Origin of the sequence: Pseudomonas sp. RGM 3321 (genome assembly GCF_022836805.1) — a bacterium.
Taxonomy (GTDB): domain Bacteria; phylum Pseudomonadota; class Gammaproteobacteria; order Pseudomonadales; family Pseudomonadaceae; genus Aquipseudomonas.
This window is the reverse complement of record NZ_JALHBH010000105.1, coordinates 1-19,548: the sequence shown is the minus strand read 5'-3', so window position 1 is coordinate 19,548 and position 19,548 is coordinate 1. Positions and strand designations below refer to the sequence as shown.

Here is a 19,548-nt window from a genome sequence, read left to right as displayed (position 1 = left end):
TTACTTCGGCGAAATCGCCCCGTCCACCAGCACTTGAGCTTCTGCTACCAGGCGCTTGAGGTGATCTTCGCTGACAAAACTCTCGGCGTAGATCTTGTAGATGTCCTCGGTGCCTGAAGGGCGTGCCGCAAACCAGCCGTTTTCGGTCATGACTTTCACGCCACCGAACGCCTGATCATTACCCGGTGCGTTGCTGAGCACCTTCTGAATCGGCTCACCCGCCAGTTCGGTGGAAGTCACCTGCTCTGGCGACAGCTTGCTCAGCAGCGCCTTCTGCTGCGGGTTGGCCTTGGCGTCGACGCGAGTCGAGAACGGCTCGCCCAGTTCGTCGGTCATGGCCTTGTAAGTTTCGCTTGGGTCACGACCGGTACGGGCAGTCATTTCCGCAGCCAGCAAGGCCGGAATCAGACCGTCCTTGTCAGTTGTCCAGACCGTACCATCGCGGCGCAGGAACGAGGCGCCAGCGCTTTCCTCACCGCCAAAGCCCAGCGAACCCTCGAACAGGCCCTGCGCGAAATACTTGAAGCCGACCGGCACTTCGTACAGGCGTCGGCCCAGGCGCGCAGCCACACGATCAATCATGCCGCTGCTGACCACCGTCTTGCCGACTGCCGCATCGGCGCGCCACTCAGGACGGTTCTGAAACAGGTAGTCGATGGACACCGCCAGGTAGCTGTTAGGCGTCATCAGGCCACCGCTCGGAGTCACGATGCCGTGGCGGTCGTGGTCCGGGTCACAGGCAAATGCGACCTGATAACGGTCCTTGAGACCGATCAGGCTCTGCATGGCATGGCTGGAAGACGGGTCCATACGAATCTGGCCGTCCCAGTCAACGGTCATGAAACGGAACGTAGGGTCAACAAATTTATTGACCACATCCAGATTCAGGCCGTAATGCTCGCCAATCGCCGACCAGTAGTTCACTCCGGCCCCGCCCAGCGGGTCGACACCGAGACGCAGGCCCGAATCGCGAATAGCGTCCAGATCAATGACGTTTTTCAGGTCGGCTACGTAAGTGTTGATGTAGTCATGGCGGTGAGTGGTGTCGGCACGCAGTGCTTTTTCATGGCTGATGCGTGAAACGCCAGTGACTTTCTCGGCCAGCAGTTCGTTAGCCTTGTTCTCGATCCACTTGGTGATATCACTGTCAGCCGGGCCGCCATTGGGCGGGTTGTACTTGAAGCCACCGCTTTGCGGCGGGTTGTGCGACGGCGTAATGACGATGCCATCAGCCAGCCCCGAAGTACGGCCACGGTTGTAACAGATGATGGCGTGAGACACCGCAGGGGTTGGCGTGTATTCGTCGCCTTGCGAGATCATCACTTCAACGCCGTTGGCGGCCAGCACTTCAAGAGCAGAGGCAGCGGCTGGGGTGGACAACGCATGGGTATCAGCCCCCAGAAACAACGGGCCGTCGATGCCATTTGCCTTACGGTACAGGCAGATCGCCTGGCTGATAGCCAGCACGTGCCACTCGTTGAAACCCAGGTCAAACGACGTGCCACGGTGTCCGGAAGTGCCAAACGCAACGCGTTGAGTAGGCACCGATGCATCAGGCTGACCGGTGTAGTAAGCCGTGACCAGTCTCGGAATATCGACCAGTAACTGCGCAGGTGCCAGCTTGCCGGCGAAAGGACTGAGACTCATACAACCTCCACGGAGAAATGAAATACAGAGAAAAAATAAAGACTTGCTGCAGGTAAAAACGTCATCGATGCGGCAGTTTACTGGCAGTTCGACAGCGCTGCTTGAGTATCGATCCCTAGGCCGTTGACGTTTCAGGCCGCCACCACGCCGGAAACAGCTGCTTGACCTTGTGCTCGGCAAAACGATCGTCGATCAGCATCACCACGCCACGATCACTCTGGCTACGGATCACCCGCCCCGCTGCCTGCACCACCTTCTGCACGCCGGGGTAAAGATAGGTGTAGTCGTAGCCAGCACCGAACAATGCGGCCATGCGCTGCTTGAACTGCTCGTTGACCGGGTTGAGCTGCGGCAACCCCAGCGTGGCGATGAACGCGCCGATCAACCGTGCGCCCGGCAAGTCGATGCCCTCACCAAAGGCACCGCCCAGTACGGCAAAACCGATGCCCCGACTGCTCAGGGTAAAGCGGTCGAGAAAAGCATGGCGCTCACTCTCGCCCATGCCCCGTGCCTGCTGCCAGAGGGTGATGTGCGGATGAGTCTGTGCCATCAGTTCAGCCACTTGTTGCAGGTAATCAAAACTGCTGAAAAACGCCAGGTAGTTACCCGGCCGCGCTTCGAACTGCTCGGCCATCAGCTCGACAATCGGTGCCAGCGAGGCCTGACGATGAGTGAAACGGGTGGAAATACGGCTGACAATCCGCACGTCGAGTTGGTCGTGATTAAACGGTGATTCCACATCGATCCACGCTGTGTTGACCGGCAGCCCGAGCAGGTCCGCATAGTAATGCCGCGGGTTGAGCGTAGCGGAAAACAGCACGGTGCTGCGCGCGGCGGTCAGGCGCGGACGGATGAAGCGCGCCGGAACCACGTTGCGCAAGCTGAGGCGCGACACAATGCGCTTGCCGCCCGCCTCGCGCCGGATGATGTCGAATATGAAATGCTCGTCGAACAGCTCGGCAATGCGCGCAAAGCCGATGGCTTCCAGATAGAACCCCTGCAACGCGCCGTCCACTGCCTGCGGGTGCTCGTTGAAATGATCACCGATGGTGGAGATGCACTGGTTCAGGCTGCCGATGAATTTTTCCGGTGCCGCCGAATACGCCTGATAGGCAGCGGGCTGTACCTTGTGCAGCGCATTCCATTGCCGGTCCAGGCGCTGCAAGGCTTTTTTCACGGGTTCGGGCGACGTCTGGATCAAGGCTTTCAACTGGCTCTGATCCAGACTGGCGCTGTACATCTGCCGGGCCCGCTCGACCATGTTGTGCGCTTCGTCGACCAGCACCGCCACGCGCCACTGATTGAGCTGAGCGAGGCCGAACAACAGCGCACTGAGGTCGAAGTAATAGTTGTAGTCAGCGATCACCACATCGGCCCAGCGTGCCAGTTCCTGGCTGAGGTAATACGGACAGACCTGATGCCGTAACGCGGCCTCACGCACGCCAGCCTGATTCAGCCAGGGCGACTCAAGTGCAGCGGCGCGCGCCGCTGGCAGACGATCGTAAAAGCCATTGGCCAGTGGACAGGAATCACCGTTGCAAGCCTTGTCCAGATGCTCGCAGGCCTTGTCCCGCGCCACCAATTCCAGCACCCGCAGCTTTAGCTCCGGCGCACTGTGATTGATGACCTCAAGCGCATCCAGCGCCAACCGACGCCCGGGAGTCTTGGCGGTGAGAAAGAAAATCTTGTCGAGCTGCTGACCAGGAGCCGCCTTGAGCAATGGAAACAGCGTGCCCACCGTCTTGCCGATGCCCGTGGGTGCCTGAGCCATCAGACAACAGCCGGTGCTCACCGCCTTGTACACTGATTCGGCCAGCACCCGTTGCCCGGTACGAAAGGACGCGTGAGGGAACTTCAGGCTGCCCAGCATCTTGTGCAGCGCCTGCGTATGCGCCATTTGCTGCTGCGCCCAGCCGAGGAATATCGTGCACTGTTGCTCGAAGAACTGTTGCAGCGTCGTTGCACTGAATGACTCGCGAATCAGGGTTTCCTGCTCGCTGACAATGTTGAAATACACCAGTGCCAGCGTCACTTGCTCCAGTTGCAGACGCTGGCAAAGTAGCCAGCCGTAGACCTTCACCTGTGCCCAGTGCAATTGACGGTGGTTGGCAGGCATCGCATCCAGCTCGCCGCGATAGGTCTTCACTTCTTCCAACTGATTGCGACCGGCGTCGTACCCGTCTGCCCTGCCCCTTACCGTGAGCTCGCGATAGTCACCACTCAATGAGAGCTCGGCCTGGTAGTCGGCACCACGACGCGACGCGACCGTGCGGTGTCCGGCAATCCCTTCCTGAGCCGTTGGTGATGGTGTGAAGCGCAGGTCAAGATCGCCGACCTTGGCGGTGAACTCGCACAGTGCGCGCACAGCCACGACATAACGTGCAGGCGAGTCGCTGATGAGGGCTGGCTCGGAGTCGGGTTTTACAGGGGCGATCGGGGTCACTGCGCTGGGAAGCCGTAGGTTGTGAATACTGGACAGGCGTCCAGTTAACAACCTTGAATCACGTCTGGCAAACATAAATGGATCGACGGCCTGCGATGTAAGTGTCTAGGGCAGACGCGCCTGCGTTAACGCTTCTCCCAGCGCGCCCAGGCGCGCGGCCGGATCCTGGCTCCAGTCGATGGCGTAACTGACCCACAAATGCTGCCCGTAACGGTTTTGCAGGCTAAACAGTTCGCCGGGAGTAATGACGATGCGCTGGGCCAGCAGCCTGTCGAAGACCTGGCGCATGTCCACGGGGTGTACGCTCTCGGCCCAGACGCCACAGCCGCCCTCGGGAATCTGATAACGCAACGTTCCGCCCGTCTGTTCATCCAGTTGTTGTGTCATCGACTGCATGCGTCTGGCCAGGGTTTCTCGCAACTCCATCAGTTGTCTATCCAGACGCCCACTGCTGCACAGCCTGCCAATAGCCCGCTGACGAATCGGCGGCAGTTCGAATGCTCGCAGCCAGAAATACTGCTGCCAGCGCAGCTCAAGGGTTTTGCACAGCAGGTAGCCATAAGGAGCTTCAGGCCCAAGGCTCTTGTCAAATGCGCCGATAATCACCAGTCGTTGTGGGTCAACCCATTGCCGCAGAGGGGCCTGCTCGTGAGCAAATTGCACACCCGCATGACTGTCATTTTCCAGCACCCAGACCTGGTGGCGGTTTAACGCTTGCGCAACGGCCTCGCTGTTACCCGGCGGGCGCAGGCTGCCTCGCACCGGGTTCATCAACGAAGGCAACACGACAAGTCCGATATCATTGTCGCGCAACAGGCTATCGAGTCGAGCAGGATCAAGGCTGCCGGTCTCGTCCAGTGGCAGCTCGATAACGCGGATGTCGAAAGATTGCAGCAAGCGCAGCAACGCCCAGGCGCAAGGCGATTCCACCAGTACCACAGCACCGCGCAGCCCCAGCGTTTCGATAACAGCCTTGAACGCCCCATGCAGGTCCGGGGCGACATAGACATTGTCAGCGTGCCAGCAGTGTTCAGCGTCGCGGGTATAGCGGGCTGCCAGCGCGTTGCGTAGCTCTGGCTCGCCGAACGGTTGAAAACCTGGCTCCCGCAGGCGCGGATAACGGCGAACCAGTTCTTGCTCCATTGCCGGCAGCGGACTTTCCTGTGTGTGCAGAAGAGTCGGCTCATCGCAACCCAACAGCGACATGCCCGGGCGACGGGCGTTATCGCACAGTATGTGCAGCAGATCGCCATCACTGTCAGGGCATGCTCGCCCTTCCCTGTTCCCGCTGCACGGTGCCGAGTAATAGCCGGACTTGGGAAGCGAATAGACGCGCCCTTCCTTTTCCAGTAGCGAATAGGCACTTTGCACCGTGGATATCGATACGCTCAATCGTTGCGCCAGCTGTCGCAGTGATGGCATCTTCAGCGCCAGTTCGCCTTGTTGCTGGTCAACCAGCCGCACCAGATAGCGGTAAACCGCCTGGTAAGCGAAATCCATGTTGTTTTTCATCCAGGTATCCGCCGCTCAGCCAGACCAGGCTTCAGAAAGTCGCGAAATGACTGATGCCGGTTGCCCGACAGCAGCCATGATCCGAAACCGGTTCAGCGCCCTGAAAGCATCTCGACCACTGCCTGACCGGTCGCCGGGTCAACGGTCATGATCCGCCGTTTGTCTGGGTCGGCAGCGCGAATTCTGGCGATTATCGAATGCGGGTCATCGAAGTTCACCCGTTGTTTGCCGTAGAGGTTTTGCAGCGATTTGAGGTTCAGACCACTGATGTCCACCAACCACTGCATCACTTGATCCGGGGCCGTCGAGCCTGACAGCGCCTTGTGCAGATCCGGCAATGCCACCAGCATGCCGGGATGGCAGCGACGCAGAAATGATTCCAGACCATCGCCCTGATTGACGAATGGCGAGAACAGCATGCAGACCAGTTGAGTCTCGTTCAGGCCAAACCCCTCCTGAGCGAAGCCTGAAGCCAGCTCGCGACGCGTCTCGATTCGCGCCCGCCCGGCATAAGCGCTGAGCGCCTGATCGATCAATCGCGTCGGCATCTGCTTTCTGCGCATCAGCGATGTTGCCAGTTCAAGGTATTCGGCTATCCCGTCGGCATAATTGCGCTCTTGCAGGTACTGCGCAGTCAGGCCCCGCATATGGGCCATCAGCAAAGGATTGGCGCAATCGGACTCACTAAAGCCGAACGACAGATCATCGAAGCGAAAATCAAGGAATTCGGTCAGCAGGTTCCAGTGCTCATCCGCTTTGCAACTGACCAGATCGGCGATGGTGATAAAGGCTGGCGCGTTGGATTTTTCAGGGACCGCTATGGATCGATTGGCCCGTGGGCTGTCTTCGCCGTCTCCGTACAGCTCGTGGTAGTAGGCCTGGCCTATCGTATCGATGACCTTGAGTACGCCGGTCAGCGTCTGGCTGCCCCAACTCCCGGTGTACTGCCCGGTACGCTGGGCCAGGCGCATGATCCACGTCGCGTACTGCCGCTGCTCTCTGCGTGAATCGCCGCTGACCACAGCATCGACACCGTTACCCCAGCTCAACGCGCGCCCCAGAAATTCTGCCAACCCCAAATAGCAGGTATTGCAAAACGTGGTCCGGGCGTCACCTGCGGACAGGTGTCCGCCAAGCAGCATGTCCAGGCGATTTTGCTCGCGCCCTGCGCTGGAGAAAGGCAAATCCGGCTCAAAGGCCTGAGTGTACTGACTGTCGATTACCAGCATTTCGACGCGTGGGTCGTCATACAGAAACAATGCTGAATAGGTGCGGTTGATGTTATCCATCACTGCGGGTGTCATGCCCGCGTGGCGTCGGTTGGCGACCCGCAAATTGAACGTCCCGGGTGATCGACAGGCAATGCTCAACTGGGCGGCGCGCAAAAATGCCAGCGTGTAGGCACTGTCCTTGCCTCCACCAAACGCAACCAGCACCTTGAAACCGGAAATCCGCTCGATCCCGCCAGCCGCGACAATCAATCGCTGAATCAACAGCTGCAACGCCGTGCGCTCCGCACGGGTGAAATACCCCAGCAAACGTTGCAATACTTGCTGATAGACGTAATTCATTGCCTGTTCGTGGATAGAGCTCATTGTGTGTCACCTGCCTGTCGCTCAAGACGCGACACGGTGCAGGCAGAACATTGAACATCAAGCTGACAACCAAGTTTATAGTCGAGCATGACTCATTCCCTGAGTGGTAATTACCGACGCATTATCAATATCTTCAAAACAATTACAATAGACAGTTTTCTTTTGAAAACAACGCAGAATGTTTATATAAGGCGACCGTATTAGACAACGCGTTTAAACGCCTCACTCATTCAAGCAGCCAAGGACTTATTATTTTTCCAATTATACTCCACGCCCGATCGCGCTACAGGAAGCTCGCGGCGAGCAAGAGTGTATCGACATACAATGATGCTTTTACTCTGCCCTGTAGGAAACTCCAGTGGCACCGTGCGTATTCTGACAGAGTGATTAAACTTTAATACTCATGTCGCCCACAGCGACATGCTTACCTATGCCCAGCCTTATTGAACCGGTATTTCCAATGATGCGATAAAGAGCACGGTGCCCGGCGCGGCATCGTCGAGATGAAACATCACACCACCGGCATTCAAACGTCTCGATCATCGCCAAAGGTTCTAAGCGACACTCACCGACATCGACCCACTTTGTCCTAAGCTTGATCAATGCGCTCTGCATTAAAGACGCACAAGGAGTTTTCAGACCCAACCAGGACGTACCACCATGGCCCTGCCATCCGCTTCACTCGAAAAAAGTTCATCTCCGACCTACGCCAGTCTGTTTCCGGAAAACCTTGCGCACACCTCCTCCTCGGGCGCGCTGGACTCCAACGACGGGCCTCTCGCCTACCTGAGCGACCTGTATCAACGAGCCGTCAAGCTGGAAATCATGGCCGACAGCAAGGCTATCAAGCTCGGTGTGCGGCGCCCTGCACTGGGCGATCTGCTGCTCGACGAGGACAGCACCTGTCAGATAGTGTCAGCGCTGAAACTGGTAATAGAAATACTTGCCCATCCCGCGAAAATACTGGCTGGCAGCACACCATTGCCAGAAGCCATCGCCGCATCGGGCAGTCATGCAACACTGCCATTCCATCTGGCTTTCCAGAAGGTCCGGGCGGTACTCGAGCAGAAAAACACCACGCTGTTCGATGTGCACAAGCTTGCGTCTTATGATTATCCCAACTTCTGCTACCAGAACTTTCGCCAGAAAGACCTGCGTGCGGCCATGCTCTCGGGCAGCGGTCTTGATCCAGCACTGCATACACTGCTGCTGGACAATGAGACTGCTACAAAAACCGATTTTTTCAAGACTGCCTACGGCGTGGCCGGTAGCGCAACCGAGGCCTTGGTGGCGATCAGCGATGCAGCCCTGTTTCGCCACCAGACCGGGCTGAGCGAACAAGAACTTTATGACCTGCTTGCCCTCAAAAGCACGGACGATGGAAGGCAGACCGGCTTCAGCACCACGGTAAAACGTTCCCAACACCTCCCGACCGCATCGCAAACAGAGGTTGCGGCCAGTCAGGTTTGCGGTGCCTCGTTTATCAACAACGCCAGCAGCCCGGCAATCGCCATTACAGTGCCCGCTGACGGCTCGTCAGGCCAGCAACTGACCAACGTCAGCGCCAGCCATTTCGACCGCCTGCACAAGTTCATTCACTTGCAGCACTTCCTCGGCCTGCCGTTCGCTGATGTCGATACGCTAGTCATGTCCGCATTACGGGCAGAAGGTCAAACCAAAGACTTTCACTTTACCGCCAACACGCTGCGAGCAATCAGCGTGTTCCGTTACCTGCATCGTGAATTCAAGCTCAGCGCATGGCAGTTTGCCGCCATGCTTGGCGCGTTGCCGGCCTATTCGGTGGGTCAGGCATTGCCCGTTCTGGATACCGTATTGGGTGCGCAGGCTGCCAACGGTAACGACAGCGATCAGACTCGACTGGTATTCGATGACGCTGAGTTCGATCTGGACACCGACGCGGGCCAGATCACGCTGGCGCAGATGTGCTACGCACTAAAGATCGACGAACAGACCGCCAGAGATTTCGTTGCAACTACACAGCGATTCCAGCAACCCGCCGCAAAAGGCGCCCCGGCAAAACTGCCCAAACGATCACTGGCCTTGTTTTCTGCGTTATACCGTCAGGTTTACCTGCCGCGCCTGTTGAGGCTATCGCCACAGGCCGGGGCCGGTCTGATGTGGCTGCTGTTCACCGGCAACGACGACCTTCTCAAGCAGCTGGCTGGCGCACCGATGCTTCTTGATAAAGACGATCAGCCGGACATCCTCGACGTAATCATGGCTGCGGTGAACCTCACTCAGTGGGCGAGGCAGCAAAACATCGGTCTGGACCTACTGGCTTTGTTGCTGACGCCCACGCCGGATATCGAGGCGAAAACGCTCCCCGCTCCGGCCGACTGGTTGGAGTTAACCAAGGAATCCGCAGGTCGGCTGGACAAGTCATCGCTTGGCGAAGCAAGACTTGCAGCGCTGGCCGCCGCGCAGCAGGTTGCGCTCAAGGATGACAAGAACACCTGGCTGCAGATTTTCAACCCGCTGATTGACGCCGACGGCTGGGTCAAGGCGATCCCCGTACTGCAGGGCCAGGACCGCCAGACGGCGATCAATGCTCAGGTTTCAATCTGTCTGACGGGCATGTTGGCGCAGAGTGATGCACTGGACGTAGACGTTTATCTCAAAACCGGTGAAGCCTTTGCCGCACAGATCAATGGAGCGCTGATGGCTCAGGAAGATGTGATCAAGTCATTGGGGGCGGCGCTGTCAGGCAATAGCAACCAGCCGGGTCGATCAATATTGAGTGAACAACACATATTGCTACTGCTGCGCTGGCTGGACATCAATACTTCCACCTTGCTCAATGAGATAAACAATCAAGCGCTTGCAACCGGCAACCAGAGCACTTTCAGCAAAAGTGCATTCGTCATGTGGTCAGAACTGAAGCGGCATGCCGAACTGATCATGCGCTTCAACCTCAGCCCCGCCGGGCTAGAGCTGTTACTGGAATTCCCTGAGCGAATGGCCCTGGATGAGTCCGGATCAAGCCTTGACCTGTGCTATCAGCTTGCATGCTATGGCAATTGGGTCAAACGTGCTCAGGAGACTGGTTATCAGGAGTCCGATGTTCTGGATTACCTGCAGGTCATCAACAGCGATGAAGACGAGTCAACCGGATTTGAAGCGGCAACACGACTGGCGAAGTTGATTGGCTGGAATGCCGAAGAGACACTGTGTGCCGTAGGGACTACATACCTGCCCGAGCCAAAGCCTGCGCCAGAGACGGCCAAACTTATCGTCAAACCAGATCGCAAGACATTTGCTGACTACCTCGCCAGCCTGGACAAGAGTTCCAGAGACACCGTCAACGGGAGTGGAGGAGTCTCATACGTTGCACAAAACTATTATTGGACCCTAGACATCAACAATGTGCATGCAGGGATAAAGCCGATATTCATGTCGTTTCAAAAATTTTTAAGCGATAACCCTGGGCCGCTGATCGTTAGTCCGGATGAGTTTACTGAAGTCTATTCGCAAAACAAGGAAAGAGCCGAGTACCTGAAGAAAAGTGGCGTACTCTCAAAATTTAGCGGTCAGATTCTCGGTTTTACCGACCGCACGAGAACCGGGGACCCTTTAAACGGGCTGCTGGACCCGGCACCCAAAAAAGTAGCCGAAGCCAAACCGATTCAGAAGAGAGCTTACAATGTCGCCGATGTCGATCAGGTCCTGCGCTTACAGTTGCTTTGCCAGAAGACAGGGCTGTCATGCCAGTCGCTTATCGCATTGACTGCACTGGATGCAAAATCATCCTATGGACAGGTTCAGTCACTGGCCACACTGTTGTTCGCAAGTTGTGACGAGACCGAGCAGCACGATATCAATATTCAGCTCAACGAAGCGTGGCGAGATGCACTGGTTGGCTACCTTCTGATCAATTTGCCCAATACGCCTGACTACCGGTTTTCCTCTGCTGCCGATGCCGACGATCTGTCCAACCTGCTGCTGACTGACGTACAGGTCTCCAGTGCGGTCATGACCAGCCGGGTAGCGCATGCGACGGCTAGTGTGCAGCACTACCTGAACCGGTTTTTTGCGCATCTGGAACCGGGCTATGACGCATCGGCACGTAATATCGTTGCAGAAGCAGACAATGAATGGCGTCGCTACTGCAATCAGTACACACGCTGGCGGAACTGGCATCAACAGGTCAACCACCCGGAAAACCTCATCCAGCCAGCCTTGCGGCCCGGCAAGAGCCAGCCATTCGTGGAGCTGGAAAATGAACTGAATCAGGGCAAACTGACTAACGAGATGGTTCAACTGGCGGTAGCCAACTACATCGGCAAGTTCGAGCAAGTCAGCAACCTGCAAGTAGTGAGCGGCTACCTCGACGGCTTTGACCCGGTAAGCGATACCTACCATTTCATTGGCAAGACCAACGTCGAACCGACTGAGTACTACTGGCGCTCTCTGGACATCAGCCAGCGCGATAACGAGGGGCAACTCAGCCCGTTGGCCTGGAGCGAATGGGAGAAAATCGGCTTGCCTCTCAGTGGGCAGATTGTCCAGACATCCACAAAAGACGGGCAAACGCTGGACGTGATTCGCCCGATTATTATTGCCGGCCGTCCTTACGTGATATGGGTGGAACGTTCGACCACGCCGATACCCAGCGCGGACGAAACGAAGCAAACACCTACAAAGTTCAGAAAGATCACTGTTCTTTACTGCTACAAGCAGATCGACGGTTTATGGAGCCCGGCTAACCAATTGATGTGCCTTGACGGCACGGAAAATGGCAAGCGACTGGCAGACAAGGACAACCCCTACCTGAAGGATGACAGCTACCTACCAGGCTTGATCGCAATTGTTGACAAGCACGGCGCGCGGGAGAATGATCCTTGGTTAATCGCATTGCTTTATGACGCAGTGACAGAAGACAAAGCTGATAAAGAAAACCCTATAAAAGAGGAAAAGAAAAATACGTTAGGGACGAAAAGCAAAGATTTTTTTGTCCAGGCTCGCGACTTGTTGTTGATCGATGAGCAAGCGATAGGCGAAGAGCACAAAAATGAAGAGGACAAGGAAAGCAAACTGCTTCCTGCATTTTATGCAGAGTATAAAGACCCTTGCAGAATTCAGCACGTGTATGTAGGTAACATTCTGTCCAGCCAGATCTCCACGCTTGATCTTCAGCTCCCTGAAAGTGCTTTTGCTTTACAAGCGAATATAGATTCAACCGCAGTAAAAAATCCCACCCCCTCAAAAGACTTGATCACATTAGACCCAATAAAATATACAATACCAAACGACACCACCCTCATACAAGACCTAAATAACACAAACGGACTGGAAAATTATATCACCATCCTACTTGACGCTATTGGCATAGCGACACCTACTGCAGAACAGCGCAAGCGACTTTTAGAATTATTACTCACCCTATTAACAAACAGTTCAACTGACCTAGCAGACCGAATCCTTGCCTCATCCATCTCCGAGTTCTTCATACAACAAAGCACAATAATTACGCCCGAATACTTGATTAAACACCTGAAAACCTTAAAACTTAATACCCGACCAGCAAGCGACGAACTAACCATACAATTATATTTCACAGCCATCAAATCACCAAACAATAAACGGCAACTCATCACCACAGCGCACCAGGTTGTATTCACCTCTATCAAGGAAACGCAAAGCAAGTTACTAACCTACGTAAAGAGATCGCCGAACAACGCTTTACATATTACTTTTAACTTCTTGCAGCAAATCCCGCTTCCCGAAAGTGCATTGTCTGCCCGTCAGGATAATGCCGCCTTTGCATCCATAGAGCTAAAAATTCTTACCAGAGCGGCTGCTGACAACACATTCGCAGAACTGGCCAAAAAAAATGTAGTCGCCGATGGAAACGCTGTTATAGAAGCCGACCTTGATGGAATTTCACCTGGCACTTACCAGGTAGCGTTGGTGGGGGTGGACCACTGGAAAGTAAATCAACTCCATGAAGTCAAAATAGTTTCGTCGCGAACGTCCACTCAATGGGACTGCAAAATCACCCGCACCCCGCAACAAGCCCTTTACCTGCAACTCACTGGTATGCAAGACCTCCCTTTCAGCGCCATCCGGCTCAACACTCTGTTCGGCAAGCAACTGGTCAGCCGGGCCACGCAGTCGGTCGATCGCGTGCTGGCATGGGATACCCAGATGCTTTTGGAGCCTGCCATCAAAACAGAAAATACGGTACCTGTGGATTTTCATGGTGCTAACGGGCGCTACTTCCGCGAATTGTTCCTGCATCTGCCGTTTCTGGTTGCCTCGCGCCTCAGCGAGGAGAAACAGTTTCAGGAGGCGTTGAGCTGGTGTACTGAACACCTCTTTGACCCGTACCGTATCGGACAGGGCGAACAAGGCCAGCCAGCACTATGGAGCACTCGTCCGCTTGCCGACATCAGCACAGGCACGTCGCAACTTGACGACTCTGTCGACCCGGCGACACGGGCCTTCACCTCGTCCCGTCATTATCGGCAGGCCGTGTTCCTTTTTTTGGTAGAGCATTGGCAGCGCGAGGGCGATCACTATTATCGACAACTGACGCGAGACAGCCTCACCCAGGCCTGGCTCAGCTATCAACAAGCACTCAAATTGATCGGACCGATTATCCAAACGTCGGGAGTGGACAACTGGACGGCACAGCCACTCAAAGACGTCACCGAAGGTGCGTTCCGTAAACAGCTCAACGCTCGGCTAACCGATCTGCGCAAGACGGTCGATCAGCGCCTGTTCAACCTCCGTCACGGCTTGACACTTGACGGCAAAATCATGCCCACGCTGCCTCTCTATGCAACTGAGGATTCATTCGCACAGACGTCAGGCAAAAGCAGCGGGTTGCACACCACCTTTAACAGCGACACCGCCCTGATACCGCCTTATCGCTTTCGTGCACAGCTGTTTCAAGTACAGCAGGCTATCAACAGGCTGATTGAAATGGGTCGTCACGCCATACTGCTTATGGAACGCCAAGGAAACCTGGCGCTGGCGGTACAATTGCAAGAGCAACAGATCAAGCTCGCCGATTTCACTGTCACGCTCCAGACAGAAGCACTGAACGCTGCACTGGCAGCCAGGCAGACACTGATCACCAGTACCCAATCGGCACAACGAAGACATTCCTTTTATTTGAGTCAGTTCAACGAAGACCGGACCACACTTGAATCTGCTGCCATGACGTACAAGACCCTCTCGTCAACTATCCAATCCGCTGCCTCAGTACCCGAAGTCGTTGCAGGAGCACTTGGCGCGCTGCCTACCATCTTCGGTCTTGCAAATGGTGGGCACTCTTACTCTGCCCCAGTACGTGCCAGCATTGCTGTCGCTCATATCATGGGCCAGTCACTTGCCGATCTATCAGCCAGGTTGAGCACAGAAGCCGAATACGAGCGCAGATCGCGGGAATGGAACCTTGAAATCGATCTGGCTCAATATGAACAAGAGACCATTGAGCATCAGATTGTCGAGCAGGACATCCTTATCAAGGCAGCAAAAATCAGCGTTGAAGAAGCCAAGGCTCAGCGTGTCGCATTGCAGGAGGCCTATGTTTCCATGACTAACGGTTTTACCATCCTTCCTACCTACAACTGGCTGGTCGCACGGATGTCTGCCATCTACGCTCCGGCCTACGATGCGGTACTTTCAATGTGCCTTGCCCTCGAGGGTGCCTGGCGCTACGAAATGGGTGACTACGAACGTCCGCAGTTCATTCGTACCAACGGCTGGAATGACGACTTCCGTGGCATGCTGGCCGGAGAGTCGTTACAACTGGATGTGCTGGAAATGGAGGCTGCCTACCTGCAGGGTTCCGAACGGCGGATGAACATTCGCAAAACCATTTCGCTCAAATCCCAAATGAAGATCATTGAAGACAGCAAGTGGCTTAAAGCTTTGCAGGAACTGAGCACCAAGCCGCTCATGTTCTCTTTGAAAGCAGCTGACTTTGATCGTAATTACCCCGGGCACTATCTGCGCCAACTCAAGCATGTATCGGTGTCATTCAAGCTGCAACCCAGTGATCCGGAAGGCTTGCAGAACATGTGTGCTGTGCTCACCCAGACTGGCAGCACCACGCTGGTCAGAGCGGATATCGAAGCCGCCAGGCTTTTGTACGGAACACGCAAGTACAACCCGTACCTCAAGACCAACCTGCGCGCGCAGCAGCAAATCGCGCTGTCTTCCAGCCTGTCGGACGATGGCCGGGGCATAGGCAACGAAGACTGGCTGTGCGAGCTGATGTTCGACGATGGGCGCTATTTGCCTTTTGAAGGGACAGGCGCGATATCGAACTGGACGCTGGAATTTCCAGATGCAGAAGTTGTGAAACAACTCATAGGAAAAGACAACAAAGCTGCAGTTACCGACATTCAACTGCACATCGTCTACACCGCCGCAGAGGGTGGCAGTCAGTTCGCGTCATCCATCAAGCAATTATTGAAGGAGCAGGAAACGCCAAACTCCTGAATGCAAAAGCCCTCCAGAACGGAGGGCTTTTTTATTACAGCAAAAATAATATCAGACCGATTCGACTTCCAGCACCGCCCGCCCGCCAATCGGGCAGACATCCATGTAACGGTGCGCCTGCACCACCTGCTCGAACGGGAAGCTGCGCGTCTGCAACGGCGCAAGTACCTTGTCGGCGGTCATTTGATTGATCTGCTGCAAGGCGCGTTGCAGTGCAGCCTCATCCTGAGTAATACCCAGCTCAGGCTTGCCGGTGAAATTACCCAGGCAGTGCACGTAGAACTGAATGTTTTTCTGGAACGCAGCGCAGGCCGGGAACGGCGTATGATTACCGCCTTGCAGGCCATACAGCACCAGGCTGCCGCGTGGCGCGAGCACATCACCCATGATCGACATCTGCGGGCCACCGAGGCCATCGAAAACTGCATCGACACCGCGATTGTCAGTGTATTTGTTGATCGCCATCAGCAAGTCCTGCTCTTCGGTGACCACCACCTTGTCGGCACCCAGAGACTGTAAATACTCACGGGCATCTTCGGTTTTGGTCGCGGCGATCACCCGGGCACCCAGCGCCTTGCCCAACTGCACGAACGCAGGACCGGAACAGTGGCTGGCGTCGGTGACCAGCACGGTTTGCCCGAACTTGATACGCGCCAGGTCAACATAGGCAAAGTACGCCACCAGATACGGTGTGTAATGCACGCTGGCCTCGACCGGCGAAAGCACATCCGGGTAGCGAGTCAATGCCCGACGCGGCAATACGATGGTTTCGCCATAGACCGGGTGCTGGTTGGCATCGGCTGCCGGAAAGCTGGCGACCTTGTCGCCGACTTGCAAATCGTCGACCCCATCGCCCAGCGCAGTCACCACGCCAGCCATCTCATAGCCCAGGCCAGCAGGCAGCCGGGCCTGGGTAGACGCGAGATTTTGTCGCCAGAGAACGTCGTACCAGCTGACACCGATGGCCTGGACGCGCACCTGCACCTCGCCGGTGACAGGCGACGCGACAGGATGCTCTTCGAGCTTGAGCACCTCGGCCGGGCCAAACTGGTGAAAACGGATCGTGCGGGACATTTAGAACCTCGCCTGGTAAACCTTGATGCCACAAACTTTATCCGGGCATTGCCGGGAACACTATCGGTGGCTATTGATAGTCGACATGCCTGTCATCGATTGTGTCCTGTGAGCTGCATGTCGCAGCCAGAAAGCGTCTGGAAGCCACGATGCGTAATGGCCGCCATTGTTCGCATGTCGACGAGACATTGCAAGCCATGTGGACATTCCGTGGCCTTGCCATTAATTTTCCCTGCGCCAGATCCGCATTTGCTCGTACTATCGCACCCTGCTCACGTCCCAACCGACAAATGGCCCGAGATATTCCGCATGAATCGTAACGACCTGCGTCGCGTCGACCTCAATCTGCTCATCGTTTTCGAAACCCTGATGCATGAGCGCAGCGTTACGCGTGCGGCGGAAAAGTTGTTTCTGGGCCAGCCAGCCATCAGCGCCGCGCTTTCTCGCCTGCGCGGCTTGTTCGACGACCCACTGTTCGTGCGTACCGGACGGAGCATGGAGCCCACCGCCCGCGCCACAGAAATATTCGGCCTGCTTTCCCCGGCACTCGACTCCATCTCGACAGCGGTCAGCCGTGCTTCAGAGTTCGACCCGGCCACCAGCACCTCGGTGTTCCGCATCGGTTTATCGGACGACGTCGAGTTTGCCTTGCTGCCCACCCTGCTCAAACGCCTGCGCTCTGAAGCTCCGGGGATTGTGCTGGTGGTCAGACGGGTCAATTACATCCTCATGCCGCCATTGCTGGCCTCGGGTGAAATCTCGGTCGGCGTCAGCTACACCCAGGACCTGCCTGCCAACGCCAAACGCAAGGTATTGCGCAGGAGCAAGCCGCAATTGTTGCGGGCCGACTCGATACCAGGCCCCTTGAGCCTCGATGACTTCTGCGCCCGCCCCCACGCACTGGTCTCCTTCGCCGGCGACCTGAGCGGGTTCATTGACGAGCACTTGGAAAAAATCGACCGCAAACGCCACGTCGTCCTCGCAGTACCACAGTTCAATGGCCTAGCGACACTGCTGACCGGCACCGACATCATCGCCACCGTGCCCGACTATGCGGCTCAAGTGCTGACGGCGGCTGGCGGCGTTCGGTCTGAAGACCTGCCGATTGAAACCCGCACGTTCGAACTGCACATGGCCTGGCGCGGCGCGCAGGATAATGACCCGGGAGAGCGTTGGTTGAGGTCGCGGATTCAGATGTTTTTTGGGGACCCCGATAGCCTGTAATGGAATTTCCCTAAATTCCATTAAACTGTTTTATAACAAGTGCTTATCGTTAATTTAAGTCCACTGCCGCCTGTCTAAATCCAATGAATTCCACGACTCATGGGGGCATAATTGGGGGCAAATTTCGGTGCCTTAGAAAGGATGCCCCCACCGATGCCCCCAGATAATGCGGCTGTTTTCGAACGAAAACTCAGCGATGCCTTGATCCGCTCACTGACCGAACCCGGCAAACACGCCGATGGCGAAGTCCCTGGCCTCTACTTAGAGGTAAGGGCGTCGAGCAAGGTCGGCAAATCCCCCTCCAGATTCTGGCGCTTGAAGTATCGTCTACAGCGCAAGGAAAACCGCTTCTCCATCGGCGCTTACCCCGAAATCGGCTTGAAAGAAGCGCGCGACATTGCCCGCGGCGCGCGCCGCGACGTGGCTAACCACATCGCCCCTCTCAGGGCCAAGACCGCCAAGATCGAGGCACAGTTGCTCAACGAAGAGCGCACCTTCGAGTATGTGGCCAAGCAATGGTTGGCATTTAAGTCTGCCGAACTGGTGACTAAATCCATCTCAGGGTTTAGCGGAGCGCTGAACAACCACATCTTGCCTGCCATTGGTAAAAAACCGGTCACCGAGATCAATCTGGAACACATCACCACGATCATTACCGAGCTGCGCCGCCAGCGCACAATGGCCATGGCCCGACGCGTGCGCACCATTATCCGTGCCGTCCTGGGGTTTGCTGAAGAGCGCGGCTGGGTTGAAAGCAACGTAGCGCTCAGCAACATTGAGGAATTGAAGATCCGCCATGTCGTCACCAGCAACCCGGCGATAGAAAGGCCAGCTGACCTAGGCAGGTTTCTTCTACGTCTGGATGACTGCAACAACGGCAGCGTTGCCGACGCAATGCGCCTGTTGGTCATGTTGCCGGTCCGTCCAGGCGAACTGGTGCAGATGCGCTGGGAAGATGTCGACTTGATGGGCGCCGATTGGCGTTATGCGGTGAGCAAGACGAAGCATCTGGACAAGAGCAAACACATCGTGCCGTTGCCTGCGCAAGCCTTGGTTCTGTTACTCGAGCTACATAAAACCCGCGTGGTGGATGAAGAAGGCAAAGGCTGGGGGTTCGTCTCGCCGGTCTATCCGGGACGTCCCATAAACCCGACCTCCATGCTCAAGTCCTTTCAGCATATCTGGCCAGATTACGACATCACTGCCCACGGCTTTCGCGCCTCCTACAGGACCATTGCCCAGGAGCACTTGGGCATCGATCCCATTGTGCTCGAACTGTCGTTATCCCACCGGATGCCGGGGGCGCTAGGGGCTGTATACGCGCGCGCACAACTGCTGGTTCAACGCCGAGAAGCGGCTCAACAATGGGCTGACTATTTAGATCAGTTGCGGCAAAAAGCTGCGCAAATAACCACAGATTGACGATACCGGCGTTTCTCAAGGTAGTTGTCGCGTCCACCGCGTGCTACGCGACCTTTACCACCACAGTCAGCTCCCTTTCAGGATTCAGATACACCGTCCCTATCGGGTTCCAGTTGCGTGTTTCTCCCGTCCATCGTTCCGGTCTTTTTTCTCTGGCCT

The 19,548-nt window shown here is 56.1% G+C and carries 8 protein-coding genes; 3 read left to right on the top strand and 5 right to left on the bottom strand.

Features of this window, described 5'->3' with window-relative positions; all coding sequences use genetic code 11:
• The 4 genes from pgm to RGM3321_RS10865 all read right to left on the bottom strand — a co-directional run bounded on the left by pgm (position 1) and on the right by RGM3321_RS10865 (position 7,197).
• Positions 1 to 1,647 (bottom strand): phosphoglucomutase (alpha-D-glucose-1,6-bisphosphate-dependent), encoded by a 1,647-nt coding sequence (gene pgm / locus RGM3321_RS10880; protein ID WP_244393047.1) that lies wholly within the window; start codon positions 1,645 to 1,647, stop codon positions 1 to 3.
• A 115-nt stretch (positions 1,648 to 1,762) separates the two neighbouring features.
• Positions 1,763 to 4,090 carry an ATP-dependent DNA helicase gene (locus RGM3321_RS10875; protein ID WP_244393046.1) on the bottom strand — a complete coding sequence of 776 codons (2,328 nt, stop codon included), beginning with the start codon at positions 4,088 to 4,090 and terminating at the stop codon, positions 1,763 to 1,765.
• Positions 4,091 to 4,195: 105 nt separating this feature from the next.
• Positions 4,196 to 5,602: a PLP-dependent aminotransferase family protein gene (locus tag RGM3321_RS10870; RefSeq protein ID WP_244393045.1), complete on the bottom strand. Its 1,407-nt coding sequence runs from the start codon at positions 5,600 to 5,602 to the stop codon at positions 4,196 to 4,198.
• 92 nt (positions 5,603 to 5,694) lie between these two features.
• A complete protein-coding gene (locus RGM3321_RS10865; RefSeq protein ID WP_244393044.1) occupies positions 5,695 to 7,197 on the bottom strand; it encodes a hypothetical protein in 1,503 nt (500 codons plus the stop codon).
• Positions 7,198 to 7,857: 660 nt separating this feature from the next.
• Between RGM3321_RS10865 and RGM3321_RS10860 the strand changes: the two genes are divergently transcribed.
• Positions 7,858 to 15,669, top strand: a complete 7,812-nt coding sequence (locus RGM3321_RS10860; protein ID WP_244393043.1) for a Tc toxin subunit A — start codon at positions 7,858 to 7,860, stop codon at positions 15,667 to 15,669.
• 51 nt (positions 15,670 to 15,720) lie between these two features.
• On the opposite strand, the gene RGM3321_RS10855 is transcribed toward RGM3321_RS10860, so the two are convergent.
• The gene (locus RGM3321_RS10855) at positions 15,721 to 16,743 is read right to left on the bottom strand and encodes a zinc-dependent alcohol dehydrogenase family protein (RefSeq protein WP_244393042.1); all 1,023 of its coding nucleotides are present in this window, start codon (positions 16,741 to 16,743) and stop codon (positions 15,721 to 15,723) included.
• A 309-nt stretch (positions 16,744 to 17,052) separates the two neighbouring features.
• On the opposite strand from RGM3321_RS10855, the gene RGM3321_RS10850 reads away from it, so the two are divergent.
• Together RGM3321_RS10850 and RGM3321_RS10845 are read left to right on the top strand one after the other, a co-directional pair.
• A complete protein-coding gene (locus tag RGM3321_RS10850; protein WP_002553328.1) occupies positions 17,053 to 17,967 on the top strand; it encodes a LysR family transcriptional regulator in 915 nt (304 codons plus the stop codon).
• 153 nt (positions 17,968 to 18,120) lie between these two features.
• Positions 18,121 to 19,389, top strand: coding sequence for an integrase arm-type DNA-binding domain-containing protein (locus RGM3321_RS10845; RefSeq protein WP_244393134.1), 1,269 nt, complete (start codon positions 18,121 to 18,123; stop codon positions 19,387 to 19,389).
• Positions 19,390 to 19,548 lie beyond the last annotated feature (159 nt).